Annotated in this window: 17 protein-coding genes and 1 tRNA gene; 11 read left to right on the forward strand and 7 right to left on the reverse strand. The window is 68.1% G+C overall.

Going from position 1 to position 15,531, the window contains the following annotated elements:
- The first annotated feature begins 75 nt into the window (after positions 1-75).
- The 9 genes from QZ847_RS01625 (at position 76) to QZ847_RS01665 (ending at position 6,316) form a co-directional block, all read left to right on the forward strand.
- Positions 76-150 (forward strand) — tRNA-Glu (locus QZ847_RS01625).
- Between the two features lie 96 nt (positions 151-246).
- Positions 247-951: a response regulator transcription factor gene (locus tag QZ847_RS01630; RefSeq protein ID WP_294192332.1), complete on the forward strand. Its 705-nt coding sequence runs from the start codon at positions 247-249 to the stop codon at positions 949-951.
- Positions 920-2,494: an ATP-binding protein gene (locus tag QZ847_RS01635; protein WP_294352485.1), complete on the forward strand. Its 1,575-nt coding sequence runs from the start codon at positions 920-922 to the stop codon at positions 2,492-2,494. Before QZ847_RS01630 ends, QZ847_RS01635 begins: the two co-directional genes overlap by 32 nt.
- Complete coding sequence (locus QZ847_RS01640; protein ID WP_294352487.1) at positions 2,491-2,931, forward strand: HPr kinase/phosphorylase; 441 nt, start codon at positions 2,491-2,493, stop codon at positions 2,929-2,931. Before QZ847_RS01635 ends, QZ847_RS01640 begins: the two co-directional genes overlap by 4 nt.
- A 2-nt stretch (positions 2,932-2,933) precedes the next feature.
- Positions 2,934-3,833 carry an RNase adapter RapZ gene (gene rapZ / locus QZ847_RS01645; RefSeq protein ID WP_294352541.1) on the forward strand — a complete coding sequence of 300 codons (900 nt, stop codon included), beginning with the start codon at positions 2,934-2,936 and terminating at the stop codon, positions 3,831-3,833.
- A 17-nt stretch (positions 3,834-3,850) separates the two neighbouring features.
- On the forward strand, positions 3,851-4,258 hold the full coding sequence (locus QZ847_RS01650; protein ID WP_093003730.1) for a PTS sugar transporter subunit IIA: 408 nt from the start codon (positions 3,851-3,853) through the stop codon (positions 4,256-4,258).
- A complete protein-coding gene (locus tag QZ847_RS01655) occupies positions 4,255-4,524 on the forward strand; it encodes an HPr family phosphocarrier protein (protein WP_294189509.1) in 270 nt (89 codons plus the stop codon). Before QZ847_RS01650 ends, QZ847_RS01655 begins: the two co-directional genes overlap by 4 nt.
- A 22-nt stretch (positions 4,525-4,546) precedes the next feature.
- On the forward strand, positions 4,547-5,344 hold the full coding sequence (locus QZ847_RS01660) for an RNA methyltransferase (RefSeq protein ID WP_294352489.1): 798 nt from the start codon (positions 4,547-4,549) through the stop codon (positions 5,342-5,344).
- Between the two features lie 48 nt (positions 5,345-5,392).
- Positions 5,393-6,316, forward strand: a complete 924-nt coding sequence (locus tag QZ847_RS01665; RefSeq protein WP_294352491.1) for an arginase family protein — start codon at positions 5,393-5,395, stop codon at positions 6,314-6,316.
- Positions 6,317-6,319: 3 nt separating this feature from the next.
- On the opposite strand, the gene rmuC is transcribed toward QZ847_RS01665, so the two are convergent.
- The 3 genes from rmuC to recR form a co-directional block, all read right to left on the reverse strand.
- Complete coding sequence (rmuC, locus tag QZ847_RS01670; protein ID WP_294352493.1) at positions 6,320-7,738, reverse strand: DNA recombination protein RmuC; 1,419 nt, start codon at positions 7,736-7,738, stop codon at positions 6,320-6,322.
- A 161-nt stretch (positions 7,739-7,899) separates the two neighbouring features.
- Positions 7,900-8,457, reverse strand: coding sequence for a peptide deformylase (gene def, locus QZ847_RS01675; RefSeq protein WP_294352495.1), 558 nt, complete (start codon positions 8,455-8,457; stop codon positions 7,900-7,902).
- Between the two features lie 33 nt (positions 8,458-8,490).
- The gene (gene recR / locus QZ847_RS01680; protein ID WP_294352496.1) at positions 8,491-9,087 is read right to left on the reverse strand and encodes a recombination mediator RecR; all 597 of its coding nucleotides are present in this window, start codon (positions 9,085-9,087) and stop codon (positions 8,491-8,493) included.
- An 81-nt stretch (positions 9,088-9,168) separates the two neighbouring features.
- Here recR and fmt point away from each other — a divergent pair, with 81 nt between their 5' ends.
- A complete protein-coding gene (fmt, locus tag QZ847_RS01685) occupies positions 9,169-10,083 on the forward strand; it encodes a methionyl-tRNA formyltransferase (protein WP_294352498.1) in 915 nt (304 codons plus the stop codon).
- Positions 10,080-10,817 carry a tRNA pseudouridine(38-40) synthase TruA gene (gene truA / locus QZ847_RS01690; RefSeq protein ID WP_294352500.1) on the forward strand — a complete coding sequence of 246 codons (738 nt, stop codon included), beginning with the start codon at positions 10,080-10,082 and terminating at the stop codon, positions 10,815-10,817. Before fmt ends, truA begins: the two co-directional genes overlap by 4 nt.
- Here truA and QZ847_RS01695 read toward each other — a convergent pair.
- From QZ847_RS01695 to ilvD, 4 genes are read right to left on the reverse strand one after another with little or no spacing between them, the layout of a single operon-like run.
- The gene (locus QZ847_RS01695; RefSeq protein WP_294352502.1) at positions 10,811-11,983 is read right to left on the reverse strand and encodes a class I SAM-dependent RNA methyltransferase; all 1,173 of its coding nucleotides are present in this window, start codon (positions 11,981-11,983) and stop codon (positions 10,811-10,813) included. The genes truA and QZ847_RS01695 overlap by 7 nt on opposite strands.
- 31 nt (positions 11,984-12,014) lie before the next feature.
- Positions 12,015-13,397: an NAD(P)H-hydrate dehydratase gene (locus tag QZ847_RS01700; protein WP_294352504.1), complete on the reverse strand. Its 1,383-nt coding sequence runs from the start codon at positions 13,395-13,397 to the stop codon at positions 12,015-12,017.
- Positions 13,394-13,804: a hypothetical protein gene (locus QZ847_RS01705; protein ID WP_294352506.1), complete on the reverse strand. Its 411-nt coding sequence runs from the start codon at positions 13,802-13,804 to the stop codon at positions 13,394-13,396. Before QZ847_RS01705 ends, QZ847_RS01700 begins: the two co-directional genes overlap by 4 nt.
- Positions 13,785-15,506 carry a dihydroxy-acid dehydratase gene (gene ilvD / locus QZ847_RS01710; protein ID WP_294352508.1) on the reverse strand — a complete coding sequence of 574 codons (1,722 nt, stop codon included), beginning with the start codon at positions 15,504-15,506 and terminating at the stop codon, positions 13,785-13,787. Before ilvD ends, QZ847_RS01705 begins: the two co-directional genes overlap by 20 nt.
- Positions 15,507-15,531 lie beyond the last annotated feature (25 nt).

Consider the following 15,531-nt stretch of genomic DNA (forward strand, 5'->3'; position numbering starts at 1 on the left):
TTCGCCAACGCGCGTCCAAAAGGATGCTTGACGAGGGGCACAGGCGCCCGTATCAGCGCGCCTCACACCGCGCACGGCCCCTTCGTCTAGCGGTTAGGACGTCGCCCTCTCACGGCGAAAACACGAGTTCGATTCTCGTAGGGGTCACCAGCACAGACGCACGGTTCACGTCTCCATTATGCAACGGCCTGCTCGGCGCATCGTAGCGCATTGAGCCTCGCCGTCGTTTGGACTAGCGAGCGCATCATGAGTGCAACGATCGCCCTGGTCGACGACGATCGCAACATCCTGACCTCGGTCTCGATCGCGCTGCAGGCGGAGGGTTTCCTCACGCGGCTCTATCCCGACGGCGAGGCGGCGTTAAAGGCGTTGATCGAGAACCCGCCCGATCTCGCGATCCTTGACATCAAGATGCCGCGGATGGACGGGCTCGAGCTGCTGCGACGACTGCGCGAGAAACAGACGACACCGGTCATCTTCCTGACCAGCAAGGACGATGAGCTGGACGAGGCGCTCGGTCTCGCGCTCGGTGCAGATGATTACATCGCCAAGCCGTTCAGCCAGCGGCTGCTGATCGCACGTATCCGTGCGATCCTGCGGCGTACCGAATTGTCGGCCGGCCACGACGCCGACCAGACCGAGGCAAACGGACCGATCGAGCGCGGCCGCCTGATCATGGATCCGGCTCGGCACCGCGTGTCGTGGAACGGCACGCCGGTCACACTGACCGTCACCGAATTCCTGATTCTGGAAACGCTGGCGCAGCGCCCCGGCATCGTGAAGACGCGCAACCAGTTGATGGACGCGGCGTACCAAGACGACATCTACGTCGACGATCGCACGATCGACTCGCACATCAAGCGCGTTCGACGCAAATTCCGCGAGGTCGACCGCGACTTCGACTCGATCGAGACGCTGTATGGCGCCGGCTACCGCTTCTCCGAGGAGTGATCCGCGCGATCCCACCGCTCGGTGGTCGGATCAGGTATCGCTGACGCCGCGCATCCTCGCGGTCAACGTCTTCGCGCTGCTGCTGCTCGGCGGCGGGTTCTTCTACCTCGACTCGTTCCGCACGCGCATCCTTGACAGCCGCATCGATCAGGTCCGGCGCGAGGCCGGGCTGATGGCCGAAGCGCTCGCCACCGCGCCGAAGGCGGCGCGGCCCGCCTTGCTGACGCGACTGGCGCGCGACACGGGGGCACGGTTGCAACTGCTCGCGCCCGACGACGCGGTCCTGCTTGACAGCGAGCGGCTGGGCGGTCCCGCCTTCACGCTGGTCAATCCGCGTACTGACGGGCTGAGCCAGCGCGCCGCACGGTGGCTCGATGCAGGCATTGACTTCATAGTTCGCGCGCCGTCATCTCCGACCTACGATCCGGCACGAAATGGGATGCCGCCCGATCCTGATGTGGCACGCAGCACGCGCGCACTGTCGGCGACGGTGTGGCGAGCGCCCGATCGTACCCCGGTTATCACCGCCGCTGCCGTGCTTCCAAACCGATCGACGATCCTGTCGACGATCAACGCGCGCGACATCACCGAGCGGGTTCGCGTCGAGCGATACCGTCTGAGCCTGGTAGTGCTGACCGCGTTGTTGATCTCGGTCGCCCTCTCCCTATTCCTCGCGCGCACCATCGTTGATCCATTGCGCCGCCTGGCACGCGCCGCAGTACGTGTCCGGCTCGGCCGCGCGCGCGAGGTTGTCGTACCGCGCCTGCCAGAACGGCGCGACGAGATTGGTATGCTCGCGCGCGCGCTGTCGGACATGAGCCTTGCGCTGCGTGCGCGGATCGACGCGACCGAGGCGTTCGCCGCCGACGTGACGCACGAATTGAAGAACCCCCTCGCCTCGCTCCGCAGCGCGGTCGACGTGCTAGCGCGGGTCGGCGACCGCGACGCGCAGGCGCGCCTTCTCGCGATCGTCGCCGACGACGTGCATCGGCTCGACCGCCTGATCACCGACATCTCCGAAGCATCTCGACTCGACGCCCAGTTGAGCCGCGCGAAGTTCGAGCGGATCGACCTAATTGCGATGATCGAGGGCCTGCTCGCGCAGCGCAATCAGCGCGGGTCGACGCGCGGCATTCGACTTCATCTCGACCTGTTGCCCGGCGCTGAGGCGCCGGTGATGGCGGAGGGCGCGCGGTTGGAACGCGTGTTCGACAATCTGCTCGACAACGCGCTGTCCTTCTCGCCCGACGGCGGTGTTATTTCGATCGCAGTCCGGCGTATCGATCACGACGTCGAGGTGCGCGTGGAAGACGAGGGGCCAGGCGTCCCCGCCGAGGCCCGCGAGGCGATCTTCCGCCGCTTCCACTCCGTCCGGCCGAGCGAGGAGGCGTTCGGCAAGCACTCGGGTCTGGGCTTGGCGATCGCGCGCACGATCGTCGAGGCGCATCAGGGCAGCATCGCGGTCGAAAGCCGCGAGGATCGCCTGAGTGGTGCCCGCTTCGTGGTGCGTCTGCCGATCGCCGAGCGCGAGGATCCGGCATGAGCACCAAGCCGCCTAGCTCGTGTGTCCATGCAACCACGATCGCGATCAACGGGCACGGCGTGATGCTAGTCGGTCCCTCAGGCGCGGGCAAATCCGACCTAGCGCTACGCTTGATCGATCGCGGCGCATTGCTGGTCAGCGACGACTACACTGATCTGGTTCGCGCCGGCGACGCGGTGATCGCCGCTCCGCCGTCCACCATCGCCGGCAAGATCGAGATACGCGGCCTAGGCATCGTCGAGCGCGCGTTTGCAGCCTCCACAACCGTCAAATTGGTGGTAACCCTCGGCGATGAAATCGACCGTATGCCCGAAGCGCGCTGGCGCATGATCGCGGGGCTTCGCATACGCGAGGTCGTGATCGACCCCTGCCCTCCCTCCGCACCGATCAAGGTCGAAGAGGCACTCCGGCAGGTCATCGCCGAGGCGAACGCGTGACGATGCAAGTGCTGCTGGTCGTCGGCATGTCGGGAGCGGGCAAGTCGACGGTGCTGAAGACGCTGGAAGACATCGGCTGGGAGACGGTCGACAATCTGCCGCTGACGCTGCTGATGCGCTTCCTGCACGGCACGCAGCCCGACGCCGATGGACAGAACCGCCCGCTTGCGCTCGGCTTCGGATCCCGCACGCGCGACTTCGATCCCGACGCGTTCATCACGCAGGTGACGGCGCTGCGCGAGCGTGCCGATCTGGACATCGGGCTGCTGTTTCTCGACTGCTCCAGCGACGAGCTCGCGCGTCGCTACGCCGAGACGCGACGCCGCCACCCGATGGCGGAGGATCGACCGGTACGCGACGGGATCATCGCCGAGCGCGGTCTGCTCGCGCCGCTGCGCCGCTGGGCCAACCGGCTGGTCGACACGACCGATCTGAAGGCGAATGCGCTGGCACAACAGGTGCGCACGCTGTTCGGCCGTCGTGCAGAGGCCGCGACGACGCTGACGATCGAGTCGTTCGGCTTCTCACGCGGTGTCCCGCACGAGGCCGATCTGATGTTCGACATGCGCTTCCTGCGCAATCCGCACTGGGAGCCGAGCCTTCGCCCCAGAACGGGACGCGATCCGGCGGTGGCCGCCTATGTCGCCGCCGACCCGGCGTATGAAGAGGCGGTGAGCCGGATCGAGGACCTGCTGCTGTTGCTGCTGCCGCGCTACCGGGCGGAGGGAAAGCCCTATGTTACGGTCGCGTTCGGGTGTACCGGAGGGAAACATCGATCGGTGCACGTGACGGAGCGAGTAGCGGCGCGGTTGCGCGACGCGGGGTTTTCGCCCACCATCCTGCACCGCGATCTGGCGGTAGCACCGCAGGACACGCTTGAGGGGCGACCGCAGGGTCAATGAACGGTAAGTCAATGCAGATTATCGGGCTGGTGCTCGTCACGCATGGCCGTCTGGCCGATGAGTTCGTCACTGCGATGGAGCATGTCGTCGGACCGCAGAAGCAGGTGGCGACTGTCGCGATCGGTCCCGACGACGACATGGAAGCGCGCCGTGCGGATATCGCGCGCGCGATCGCCGATGTCGATGGCGGGCGAGGCGTGATCGTGCTGACCGACCTGTTCGGCGGTACACCGTCTAATCTGGCGATCTCGCTGATGGAACGTGGCCGTATCGAAGTGATTGCAGGTATCAACCTGCCGATGCTGATCCGGCTCGAATCGGCGCGCAAGGCGATGTCGGTCGTCGCCGCGGTCGCCGCCGCGCGTGAGGCGGGGCGCAAGTATATCTCGGTCGCATCCGAAGTACTCGGCGAGGCGGCGGCATGACCGCGTCGCGCACCGTGGAGATCACCAACCGTCGCGGGCTGCACGCGCGTGCCAGCGCCAAGTTCGTGACGCTCGCCGCCGCACAGCCGGTCCCGGTCGAGGTCGCGCGTGGCGGCTCCACCGTCACCGGCACGTCGATCATGGGGTTGATGATGCTGGGCGCGGCAAAGGGCGACACGATCACGATCAGCGCTGCCGGCGACGATGCGGAAGCGGTCGTCGCAACGATGTGCGCGCTGGTGGAGGACAAGTTCGGCGAGGATTGATCCCGCCTGACGACCGCACGCGATGCCACGCACGATCACCGCTTATTCGAATCCTCTGATCAAGCAGGTCCGCGACCTGCGCGACAAGCGTCACCGTCGAGAACAGGGCCTCTTCTTGGCGGAGGGGCTGCGCATTCTGACCGAGGCGCGCGAGACCGGTCGCGTGCCGCGCTACCTGTTCTTTGCCGCGGCATCGGCTCGCCACCCGCTCGTCGAGGCTCTGATCCACGCCGTCGAAGGCGCCGGGGGTGAGGCGATCGAGACGACGCCCGACATCCTCTCCAAACTATCCGGGAAAGACAATCCGCAGGCAGTCGTGGGCGTCTTCGCCGCGTTCGAGACCGGGCTTGCCGACCTCGATTGCAGTGCCGCGCCGATCTGGCTGGTGGCGGAGCGTCTGCGTGATCCCGGCAACCTCGGCACTATCCTGCGCACCGGCGACGCGGTCGGTGCAGGCGGGCTGATCCTGATCGGCGAGTGCGTCGATCCTTTCTCGGTCGAGGCGGTGCGCGCTAGCATGGGGGCGCTGTTCACGGTGCCGATCGTGCGGACCGAGTGGACGCCGTTCGTCGAATGGCTGCGCCGCGGCCCCGGCCAGCTTGTCGGATTGAGCCTGCAGACCGAGCATGATTATCGCAGCGCCGACTATGCCGCGCCGACGTTCCTGCTGACCGGCAACGAGGCGCAGGGACTGCCCGAAGCTTACGAGGCCGAGTGCGACCTGCTGGTCAAGCTGCCGATGTTGGGCAAGGCCGACAGCCTGAACGCGGCGGTCGCAACCGCGGTGATGGCCTACGAGGTGCTCGCCCGTCATCGCTGAACCGCAAGGCAGCGGCAACGAAGCGGCCGGCCATCGGTTTGCAGCGGCGTGACAACTGGCTTTCCCACGTTCCTCCGCCTTCCCGCCGCCACGCTCGACGACCTGCCCGACACGCCGGTCGTGGTGCTGGGTGCGGCGGAAGCGACGCCGTACGATCCCGCCCGCCGCAGCCACTCGGCCGACGCGCCCGGCGCAATCCGCGCAGCATCGCAGCAGTTTGCGGGGCAGGTCTTCCAGCACGATTTCGACCTTGATGCGACGCTGCTGGTGAAGGGTGAGCGCCGCGAGGCGATCGGCGTCGACGCAGGCGATGTCGTGACCAAGGTGCAGGACGCCGCAGGCAATCGCCACCGTATCGCCGCCGCGGTCGAGCAGGTGCTGGCGGCGGGCGCGCTACCGGTGGTGCTCGGCGGGGACGATTCGGTGCCGATCCCTGTGATCGCCGCCTATGACGGTTATGGTCCGATCACCGTCGTGCAGATCGACGCGCACGTCGACTGGGGCGGGACTATCCAGGAAGAGGATAATGGCTACGGCTCGCCGATGCGGCGCGCGGCCGAGATGCCGTGGGTCACCGGCATGGTGCAGGTCGGCATTCGCGGGCTGGGCAGCGGCGAGGCGTGGCAGCACGACGACGCGCGGGCATTCGGTGACCAGGTCGTCACCGCGCGCGAGTGGCACCGCCGCGGCGCCGAGGCGGTGCTGGCGGAACGTCCCGCGGGTGAGCGGTACATTGTCTCAATCGACTGCGACGGGATCGATCCGGCGGTGTTTCCGGCGGTGGCGATGCCGACGCCGGGCGGGCTCACTTACGAAGACTGTCTCGACCTGCTGCACGGACTCGCCGCGCGCGGCACGATCGTGGGTCTGATCCTCGCCGAATACGTCCCGGATCGCGACGATCCACACCGATTGTGCGCGCAGATCGCGGCGCGACTGGTGACGGTGGCGATGGGGCTGATGCGGCGCTGACGCTTACTCGGCCGCAGCGTCGTAGCTGAGCTTTGTGAGCGGGCGTACCGCCTGCTCGCCGACGGGTAGCGTCTCGATCGACTTGGTGCCGGTGTCGATGTTGAGCGCCTCGAACCGCCGCGCGCTGGTCAGCACCTGACTCTCCAGGCTGCCGACGAACGAATTGTATGCACCCATCGCAGTGTCGAGGTTCTTGCCCAGCTTGGCGACGTGCCCGCCCATAACCGCCAGGCGGCTGTACAGCTCCTTGCCCAGCGTGGCGATCTCCTGCGCCTGCGCGGCGAGCTTCTCCTGCCGCCACACCGCCGAAACGGTACGCGCGATCGCAATCAGGTTGGTCGGCGTCGCCAGCAAGACCTTGCGGTCGAATGCATCGTCCCAAAGCTTCGGATCATGCTCGAGCGCCGCGCCCAGGAAATGCTCGCCGGGCACGAACATGATGACATAGTCGGGGGCGTCGTCGAACTGGCTCCAATAGGCCTTGTTGCCGAGCGAGGTGACGTGGTTGCGCATCGACAATGCATGCGCGGCGAGGCCCAACTGGCGCTCGTTCTCATCCACCGCGCCGAAGGCGTCCTGATAGGCATTTAGCGACACCTTGGCGTCGATGATCAACGACTTACCGCCCGGAATGCGGACGATCGCGTCGGGGCGCAGCCGCGCGCCGTCGTCGAGCGCGACGCTGACCTCCATCTGGAAATCGGTGTGCTCGGCAAGACCGCACGACTCGAGCACGTTGCGCAACTGCTGCTCGCCCCAGCGCCCCCGCGCCTTGGGCGCGTTGCGCAGGGCGTTGACGAGCTTTGCCGCCTCGCCCGAGACACGCTCCTGCCCAGCACGCATCGCCTCGATCTGACCGTGAAGCTGCCCGAAGGCATCGCGGCGCTCGGCCTCGATCCGCTGGACTCCTTCCTCGTAACGCAGCAGGCGATCGTTGACTGGCTGTAGTAGCGCCTTGATCCCCTGCCCCGTCGCTTCCTCGCTCTGGCGCAGCCGGGCCTCGGCGCGTTCGAGGAACTGCTTCTGCGCGTCCCCCAGCGCTGATTGCGCGACTTCCTTGAAGCGCAGGCTCATCTCGTCGGCGGCGAGTTTCAGGTCGGCGATCCGCTGCTCGGCGGCGCGCCCTTCCGCCTCCAGCCGCGACACGTGGAGCCGCGCCGCCTCGCGCTCGTCGCGGGCTTGCGCGAGATCGTGGCGCAATTGCTCGGCGGCGCGTGCGCGCTCCTCCGCGCCCGCCAGATCGGCGATTGCACGGCGGAACTGCTCGGCCTGCGCGTCGCGCTCGGCGCGTGCGGCGTCACGCTCGACACGGACCTGATCGCGCTCCGCCATCGCCCCGCTCGTCCCTTGCCGCGACAGGAACCAGCCGAGCGCCACGCCGACGACCAGAGCAACGAGGGCGATCAGCAATGTCTCGGCCATGCGGCACTCCGGTGGAAAGTCACAAAGGTCACAGCCCTACGCAGGTGCGCGCGCGGGCGTACGCGCGCGAACGCGCCGCGCGAGGGGGAACATAGATCGAACGTTTGTCGTAGGAAAGCGCGAATGTGCCGGCGGCTTCGGCCACCGGATCGCGGCGGCACTCAGCCGTTGCGGCGCATCTTCTCGAGTTTCTTCATCAACATGCCGCGCTTCAATCGCGAGATATGGTCGGTGAAGAGCACGCCGTTCAGATGATCGATTTCGTGCTGCATGCAGGTCGCCATCAGCCCGTCGAACTCCTGCTCGCGCGGCTGACCGTCGGTGTCGAGCCAGCGAACGTGGCAGCGCGCGGGGCGGGTCACCTCGGCATATTGCTCGGGGATCGACAGGCAGCCCTCGTTGTAGGTCGAGGTTTCTTCACTGACCGACACCAGCTCGGGGTTGATGAAGGCGTGCGGGTTGCGCGTACCGCCGGCGTCGGCCTCCGCAGCGTCGTCGGCCGGCTCACCCTCGCCCTCTGGCCGCTCCTGCAGGTCGATCACGACGATCCGCTGCAGGATGCCGACCTGGCTCGCCGCCAGGCCGATGCCGCGCGCGTCGTACATCGTGTCGAACATGTCGGCGACGATGCCGCGCACCTCGTCAGTGACCTGCGCGACGGGTTCGCACACCTTGCGCAGGACGGGGTCGGGAACTTCGACGATCGGGAGAATGGCCATGACGGCGGCAGCTAGGTCGCTGTCATTCCAGCGTCAAGCGACAGGACGGCGCGCGCGCAGCGCCTGCGCGAGCGTACCCTCGTCGAGATAGTCGAGCTCACCGCCCACTGGCAGGCCGTGCGCCAGCTGCGTCAATCGTACCGGATAACGCTCCAGCCGGTCGGCGACGTAATGCGCGGTCGTCTGCCCCTCCAACGTCGCGTTCATCGCGAGCACCACCTCGTCGATCTCACCTTTCGCGACACGCGTGACCAGCGGCTCGATCGCGAGATCTTCGGGGCGCACGCCCTCGAGCGCGGAAAGCCGCCCGCCCAGCACGTGGAAGCGACCGGGGAACAATCGCGATCGCTCAAGCGCCCACAGGTCGCTCACGTCCTCCACCACACACAGCGAGCGTGGATCGCGGCGCGGGTCGGCACAGATCGCACAGGGATCGCTGGTATCGACATTGCCGCACGTCGAGCAGGTCGTTAGCCGTTCCTCGACCGCCGCGAGCGCGGTGCGCAAGGGGACAAGCGCATTCTCACGCTTCTTGACCAGGTGCAGCACCGCACGCCTTGCGGATCGGGGACCGAAGCCGGGCAAACGGGCGAGCGCCTGCGTCAGCGCCTCGATCTCGGGGGATGCCATAGCGGGTATATGGCAACGCGGCGGCGTTCGCGCCAGCGTGTGGGGTGACGCGACCCGCGCGTTGTGGAAAAGGCGGCGCTTATGCGGATCGTCTTCATGGGAACTCCCGACTTTGCGGTGCCGACGCTCGACGCGCTGGTCGAGGCGGGACACGAGATCGTCGCGGCCTACAGCCAGCCGCCGCGACCAGGCGGGCGACGCGGACGCGAGTTGGTCGCCTCGCCGGTGCAGCGCCGGGCCGAAGCGCTCGGCATCTCGGTGCGCACGCCGGTATCGCTGAAGGGCGCGGAGGAACAGGCGGCGTTCGCCGGCCTGAACGCCGATGTCGGCGTCGTCGCGGCCTACGGGCTGATCCTGCCGCAGGCGGTGTTGGATGCACCGCGGCTTGGATGCCTGAACGTCCACGGCTCGCTTCTGCCACGCTGGCGTGGCGCGGCGCCGATCCAGCGTGCGATCATGGCGGGTGACGCGGAGACGGGTGTCGGCATCATGCAGATGGAGGCCGGGCTCGATACCGGACCGGTGCGGCTGGAAGGGCGGACGGAGATCGACGGAAAGACCGCGCGCCAGCTGACGGTTGAGCTGGCCGACATGGGGGCGAGGCTGATGGTCGAGGTGCTCGCCGACATCGACGCGCATCCGCCAATGCCGCAACCCGACGAGGGCGTGACCTACGCTGCGAAGATCAGCAAGGCCGAGGCGAAGATCGACTGGACGCGCAGCGCGCGCGAGATCGAACGCGTTGTGCGTGGGCTGAACCCGGCGCCCGGAGCGTGGTTCGAGGTTTCTGGTGAGCGAGTAAAGGTGCTCGCCGCCGACGTGCTGCCCTTTACCTTCCCGGGCGGCGAGGGCGTGACGGTCGACGCGGCGCTGACGATCGGCTGCGGCGACGGCGCGCTGCGGCCTAGGCTGGTGCAACGCGCGGGCCGCGGGGTGACGAGCGCGGAGGAGATGTTGAGGGGCTTTCCGGTTCGATCGGGAACCGAGTTGACGTGACGCGCTTCGCGCTCACGGTCGAGTACGACGGGCGGCCGTTCATGGGGTGGCAGCGCCAGCCGCACGGCGCCAGCGTCCAGGGCGCGATCGAGGATGCGTTGCACTCGGTGACCGGCGAGGCGGCGACGGTTCACGCCGCCGGGCGGACCGACGCGGGTGTCCACGGCCTCGCGATGCGCGCGCACGTCGACGTCGCGAAGGCGATCACGCCCTTTCGCCTGATGGAGGCGCTCAACGCGCGGCTCAGGCCCGCTCCCGTCGCAGTGCTGGCGTGCGAGGAAGTGACGGACGACTGGCACGCGCGCTTCTCGTGCCTGGGGCGTGCTTACGAATATCGCATCGTCAACCGCCGTGCGCCGCTGACGTTCGAGCGCGGCCTCGCGTGGCAGGTGCCGCAGCCGCTCGACGCCGAGGCGATGCAGGCGGGCGCGCAGGTGCTGGTCGGCAAACACGACTTCACCACCTTTCGCTCGGTCCACTGCCAGTCGGCGAGCCCGATCAAGACGCTCGCGCGACTCGGCGTGCGACGCGTCGGTGACCGCGTGATGGTGGAGGCGGCGGCACGATCGTTTCTCCATCATCAGGTACGATCGATGGTCGGCTGCCTCGTCCTCGTCGGCCTCGGGCGGTGGAGCGTCGAGCGGTTGCGCGAGGCGCTGGTCGCGGCAGACCGCGCGCAGCTCGGGCTCAACGCGCCGCCCGATGGGCTGTTCTTCGTCGCCGCCGATTATTGACGCGAGAAGCGCGCGGCGAGTTCGGTATGGGTCGACCAGCGGAACTGGCCGACGGGCACGATCCAGTCGAGGCGATATCCACCCTCGCACATGATCTTCGCGTCACGCGCGAAACTACTGGGATTGCACGAAACATACGCGATCACCGAAATGCGCGCAGCGGCCAGCGCGTCGATCTGCTCGCGTGCGCCGGCGCGCGGCGGGTCGAGCACCACCGCGTCGAAGCGATCGAGCTCGGCGGTGGTGAGCGGGCGGCGATACAGGTCGCGGTGCTCGGTAAAGACCAGCCGTTGCGCACGGTCGGCGCCGGCCTTGAGTGACAGGATAGCGTCGCGCCCGCCTTCGGCGGCGTAGACGCGGCCGGACAGTGACAGCGCAAAGGTGCCGAGCCCGGCGAACAGATCGGCGGTGATCCGCGGGCTGCCGATCGCTTCACGTACGGCAGCGACCAGCGCCGCCTCTCCCTCGCGCGTCGCCTGCAGGAACGCGGCGGGGGGCAGCGGGACGGGCGTGCCGCCGAGCGTGATCGTGACCGCGTCGGGTTCCCAGTGCGTCTCGGGGCCGAGGCCATCGTTGAAGGCGATACGCGCGATGCCGTGCGCCTGCGCGAAGTCGGCGATCGCATCGGCGTGCGCCAGTCCCGACGGTGTCACGCCGGTGATCAGCACGTCGACGCCCTGATCAGCGAGGATCAGGTGAAGGTCGAGCCGGCGCTTGGGCTTGAACACCGGCAGCAAGCGCTTGAGCGGGCGCACCAGTGCGAAAAGTTCGGGCGCGAGCACGTGGCATTCGTGCAGGTCGATCAATTGGTGGCTCTTCTCGGCCGCGAAGCCGAGGCGACCGGCGGGGTCGTAGTGGAGCGTCGCGCGGCGGCGTGTGCGCGGCGGGGATAGCTGCGCGGCGCGAACCTCGGTCGACAGGCCCTGCGCGGCGAGTGCGCCGGCGATACGATCGGTCAGGAACGCGGACCAGCTGGCGTCGTCCAGATGCTGCAACTGGCATCCGCCGCAGGTCGGAAAGTGGCGGCACGGCGGGGTCTGATGGTGCGGGCCGGGCGTAATCGCGCCATCGAGGCCGAGCGTGTCGCCGGGCGCGGCAAAGGGCACGTGGCGGCCATCCTCGGCAACGCCCTCGCCGCGCGCTGCGACGCGTATAATCGTGGTCATGCCGGCGCCCTAGAACGGTTTAACCGGCGCGTCACGCCAGCGCGGCGCGTGCCTGCGGCAGCGCGCGCGCGAGATCGTCGGCGATGAAGGCCGCACCGCAGCGCTTTGCCGCCTCGCCGTGAAGCCATACGCCCGCCGCTGCCGCGTCGAGCGGGTCGTGACCGGCTGCCAGGCAGGCCGCAATCGCGCCTGCGAGCACGTCACCGCTGCCCGCCGTCGACAGCCAGTTGTTCGCCGCCGGAGCGAGCCGCGCACGGCCGTCTGGCGCAGCAATCACCGTGTCCGCCCCCTTGAACACCACGGTCGCGCCTGACGCGCGTGCGGCGGCGCGGACGCGGTCGAGCTTGCTGCCCTGCGCGTGGCCGAACAAGGCGTCGAACTCGCCGGCATGGGGCGTCAGGATGATCTGCCCGCCGCGTGCGCGCAATTGTTCGGAGGTGACGAGATGAAGCGCGTCGCCATCGATGACGAGCGCGTGCACGCTGGCGAGCGCACGTTCGATCAGCGAGTGCATCCCGTCATCTCGGCCTAACCCTGGGCCGACGACCAGCGCGCCGATGCGACGGTCGGCAAGCGCCTCGTCGTCGAACTTGCGCCGGACCAAGGCGTGCGGTTCACCCGGCATCGACGCGCCGAGTAGCGCGACATAGCCTGCCCCCGCGTGCATTGCCGCCGTGGCGCAAAGCTCCGCTGCACCCGCCATCCGCCCGCGCACGACCGCGACCATGCCGCGGTTGAACTTGTGCGACTGCGGTCCGGGCGCCGGCAACGTGGGAGGTGCGATGACCCGCGCCTCAGCCGACTCGTCGACGCCGATGTCGAGCAGGCGCACCGTGCCACATAGCGCCGCAGCGGGTTGCAGCAGGTGTGCGGGCTTGAGCGCGCCGAGCGCCAGCGTGATGTCGACCGGTGCCGGACAGCCGAGCCGCGCGCCGCTGTCGCTAGCGACGCCGCTGGGCAAATCGATCGCGATCGTCAGCCTTGCCGTTTCGCGCAGGCGCGAGAGCGCAGCCACAACCTTGTCATCGAGCGGACGCGACAAACCGATTCCGAACAGCGCATCGACCAGCACCGGCGCCGCGGAGACTTCATCGAGCGCCTCGACCGGACCACGCCATCCAGTCCCCGCCTGCACCGCTGTGTCGCCGGTCGGCGTACCCAGTGCGGCGACCCGCACCGGCTGCCCGGCAGCCGCCAGGCTTGCCGCGATCACGTAGCCGTCACCGCCGTTATTGCCCGGCCCACACAGCACCAGCACCTCCGCGCCCGCGGAGAGACGGCGGACCGCCGCGGCGCACGCGTGCCCCGCGCGCTGCATCATCGCGAAGGCGTCATCGCCGCGGTCGAACGCTACCGCCTCCGCCGCGCGCATCTCGGCTGCGGTCAGCACCGCGGCGCCTGCGATCAGCCTCACTGACGCTTGAGGTCGGTCGGCTTCACCGTGACCGGCAGTCGGTAGATGTCGTCGCCGAGCGCGACCTCGATCTCGTTCGTGCCGACGAGCGTCACCTGCGCCGGCTGCGCGCCGTCCGCTGCGACCACGCCGTGCCCGTCCTTGGTCACCAACAGACGCCGGAAACCTCCGTCCGGGTGCCGCACCGTCAGCAGCAGCCCGCGGTCGCTGTCTTGCCGCTCGACGCTGCACACGCGCGACAAGGTCGCCGCCGCGCCGACCGCGCAGTTGATCAGGCCGTCATCGGCCGCTTCCTGGTCCTGCGCCGCCTCGACATTTGCCAGCACCTGCGTGTTCGCCGTCTGCTCAGGCGAGCAGGCGGCGGCGACCGTGGCGAACAGCAGAGCGCTAGATATCCGCGTAGACATGCGTTTCCGCAGCGGCGCCGGGGTGGGTGACAGCGCCCTTGCAGGCAGGACCGACGTTCTGAGCATAACGCCACAATGCGCCCGAGCCATAGTCGTTGCGCCGCGCCTGCCAGCCAGCGCGCCGACGTTCGAGCACGTCATCGGCAACGTCGAGGTCGATCGTTCCTGCGTCGGCGTCGATACGGATCGTGTCGCCGTCCTCGACCAACGCGATCGGCCCGCCATCGGCCGCCTCCGGCCCGACGTGGCCGATGCAGAAGCCGCGGGTACCACCGGAAAAGCGCCCGTCGGTGATGAGCGCGACCTTCTCGCCCAGCCCGAGCCCGTAGAGCGCAGCGGTGGTCGACAGCATCTCGCGCATGCCCGGTCCGCCCTTCGGTCCTTCGTAGCGGATGATGACTACCTCGCCCTCATTGATCGCGCGCGCCTCGACCGCCGCAAAGGCGTCCTCCTCGCAGTCGAAGCAGCGCGCCGGTCCCTCGAATTGCAAGCGGTGCATGCCGGCGACTTTCACGATCGCACCATCGGGCGCGAGGCTGCCGCGCAGGCCCACAACGCCGCCGGTCGGGGTAATTGGCGTCTTCGCGTCGTAGATCACCTTCTGATCGGGATTCCACGTCACTTGGTCGATGTTCTCGGCCAGCGTCCGGCCCGTTACCGTCAGGCAGTCGCCTTGGAGCAAGCCTTCGGCGAGCAGCGTCTTCATCAGCATGTAGACGCCGCCGGCCTCGTACATGTCCTTGGCGACATACTTCCCGCCGGGTTTGAGGTCGGCGACATAGGGCGTGGTTTTGAAGATCTCGGCGACGTCGAACAGGTCGAACTCGATCCCCGCCTCGTGCGCCATTGCGGGCAGGTGCAACGCGCCGTTGGTCGATCCGCCGGTCGCCGCGACGATGCGCGCGGCGTTGACGAAGGCGTCGCGCGTGCAGATGTCGCGCGGTCGGATGTTGGCGGCAAGCAGCTCCATTACCTGCGCACCGGCCGCGACCGCGATCTGCTCGCGAGATGTGTAAGGTGCGGGCACCATGTTGCTGTTTGGCAACGACAATCCGATCGCCTCGCCCACACAGGCCATCGTGTTGGCGGTGTACTGCCCGCCGCATGCGCCGTGGCCCGGGCAGGCAACCTTTTCGAGCGCGTGCACCTCGCTGATCGGACACGTTCCGGCGGCGTAGCGGCCAACGACCTCAAACACGTCGACGACGGTCACGTCGCGATCCTCGAACCGGCCGGGCAGGATCGACCCACCGTAGACGAAAATACTGGGCACGTTGAGCCGCAGCATTGCCATCATCATGCCGGGCAGCGACTTGTCGCAGCCAGCGAAGCCGACCAGCGCGTCGTAGCAATGACCGCGCACCGAGAGTTCGACCGAATCGGCGATCACCTCGCGGCTGACGAGGCTGGACTTCATGCCCTGATGGCCCATCGCGATGCCGTCGGTGACGGTTATGGTGTTGAAACGTCGCGGCATGCCCCCGCCCTGCTCCACGCCGCGTCGTGCGGCATCGGCCTGTGCGTCGAGCGTGGTGTTGCATGGCGCGCTGTCGTTACCCGCTGAAGCGAGAGCCACGAACGGCCGCGCGATTTCCTCCTCGGTGAGCCCCATCGCGTAATAATAGCTGCGGTGCGGCGCGCGTTCGGGTCCGACCGAGACATGGCGGCTCGGCAGGCGGTTCTTGTCGAAGCGGGTAGTCATGGCGCGCGCTATGCTGCGCCCGCGC

The sequence above is a fragment of the uncultured Sphingomonas sp. genome (genome assembly GCF_913778135.1).
GTDB lineage: Bacteria > Pseudomonadota > Alphaproteobacteria > Sphingomonadales > Sphingomonadaceae > Sphingomonas.

Bases quoted from the DNA above. Each gene is read 5' to 3' on its own strand.
- QZ847_RS01630 (WP_294192332.1), top strand. From the start codon at position 247: ATGAGTGCAACGATCGCCCTGGTCGACGACGATCGCAACATCCTGACC.
- QZ847_RS01635 (WP_294352485.1), top strand. From the start codon at position 920: ATGGCGCCGGCTACCGCTTCTCCGAGGAGTGATCCGCGCGATCCCACC.
- QZ847_RS01640 (WP_294352487.1), top strand. From the start codon at position 2,491: ATGAGCACCAAGCCGCCTAGCTCGTGTGTCCATGCAACCACGATCGCG.
- rapZ (WP_294352541.1), top strand. From the start codon at position 2,934: ATGCAAGTGCTGCTGGTCGTCGGCATGTCGGGAGCGGGCAAGTCGACG.
- QZ847_RS01655 (WP_294189509.1), top strand. From the start codon at position 4,255: ATGACCGCGTCGCGCACCGTGGAGATCACCAACCGTCGCGGGCTGCAC.
- QZ847_RS01660 (WP_294352489.1), top strand. From the start codon at position 4,547: ATGCCACGCACGATCACCGCTTATTCGAATCCTCTGATCAAGCAGGTC.
- rmuC (WP_294352493.1), bottom strand. From the start codon at position 7,738: ATGGCCGAGACATTGCTGATCGCCCTCGTTGCTCTGGTCGTCGGCGTG.
- def (WP_294352495.1), bottom strand. From the start codon at position 8,457: ATGGCCATTCTCCCGATCGTCGAAGTTCCCGACCCCGTCCTGCGCAAG.
- recR (WP_294352496.1), bottom strand. From the start codon at position 9,087: ATGGCATCCCCCGAGATCGAGGCGCTGACGCAGGCGCTCGCCCGTTTG.
- fmt (WP_294352498.1), top strand. From the start codon at position 9,169: ATGCGGATCGTCTTCATGGGAACTCCCGACTTTGCGGTGCCGACGCTC.
- QZ847_RS01695 (WP_294352502.1), bottom strand. From the start codon at position 11,983: ATGACCACGATTATACGCGTCGCAGCGCGCGGCGAGGGCGTTGCCGAG.
- QZ847_RS01705 (WP_294352506.1), bottom strand. From the start codon at position 13,804: ATGTCTACGCGGATATCTAGCGCTCTGCTGTTCGCCACGGTCGCCGCC.
- ilvD (WP_294352508.1), bottom strand. From the start codon at position 15,506: ATGACTACCCGCTTCGACAAGAACCGCCTGCCGAGCCGCCATGTCTCG.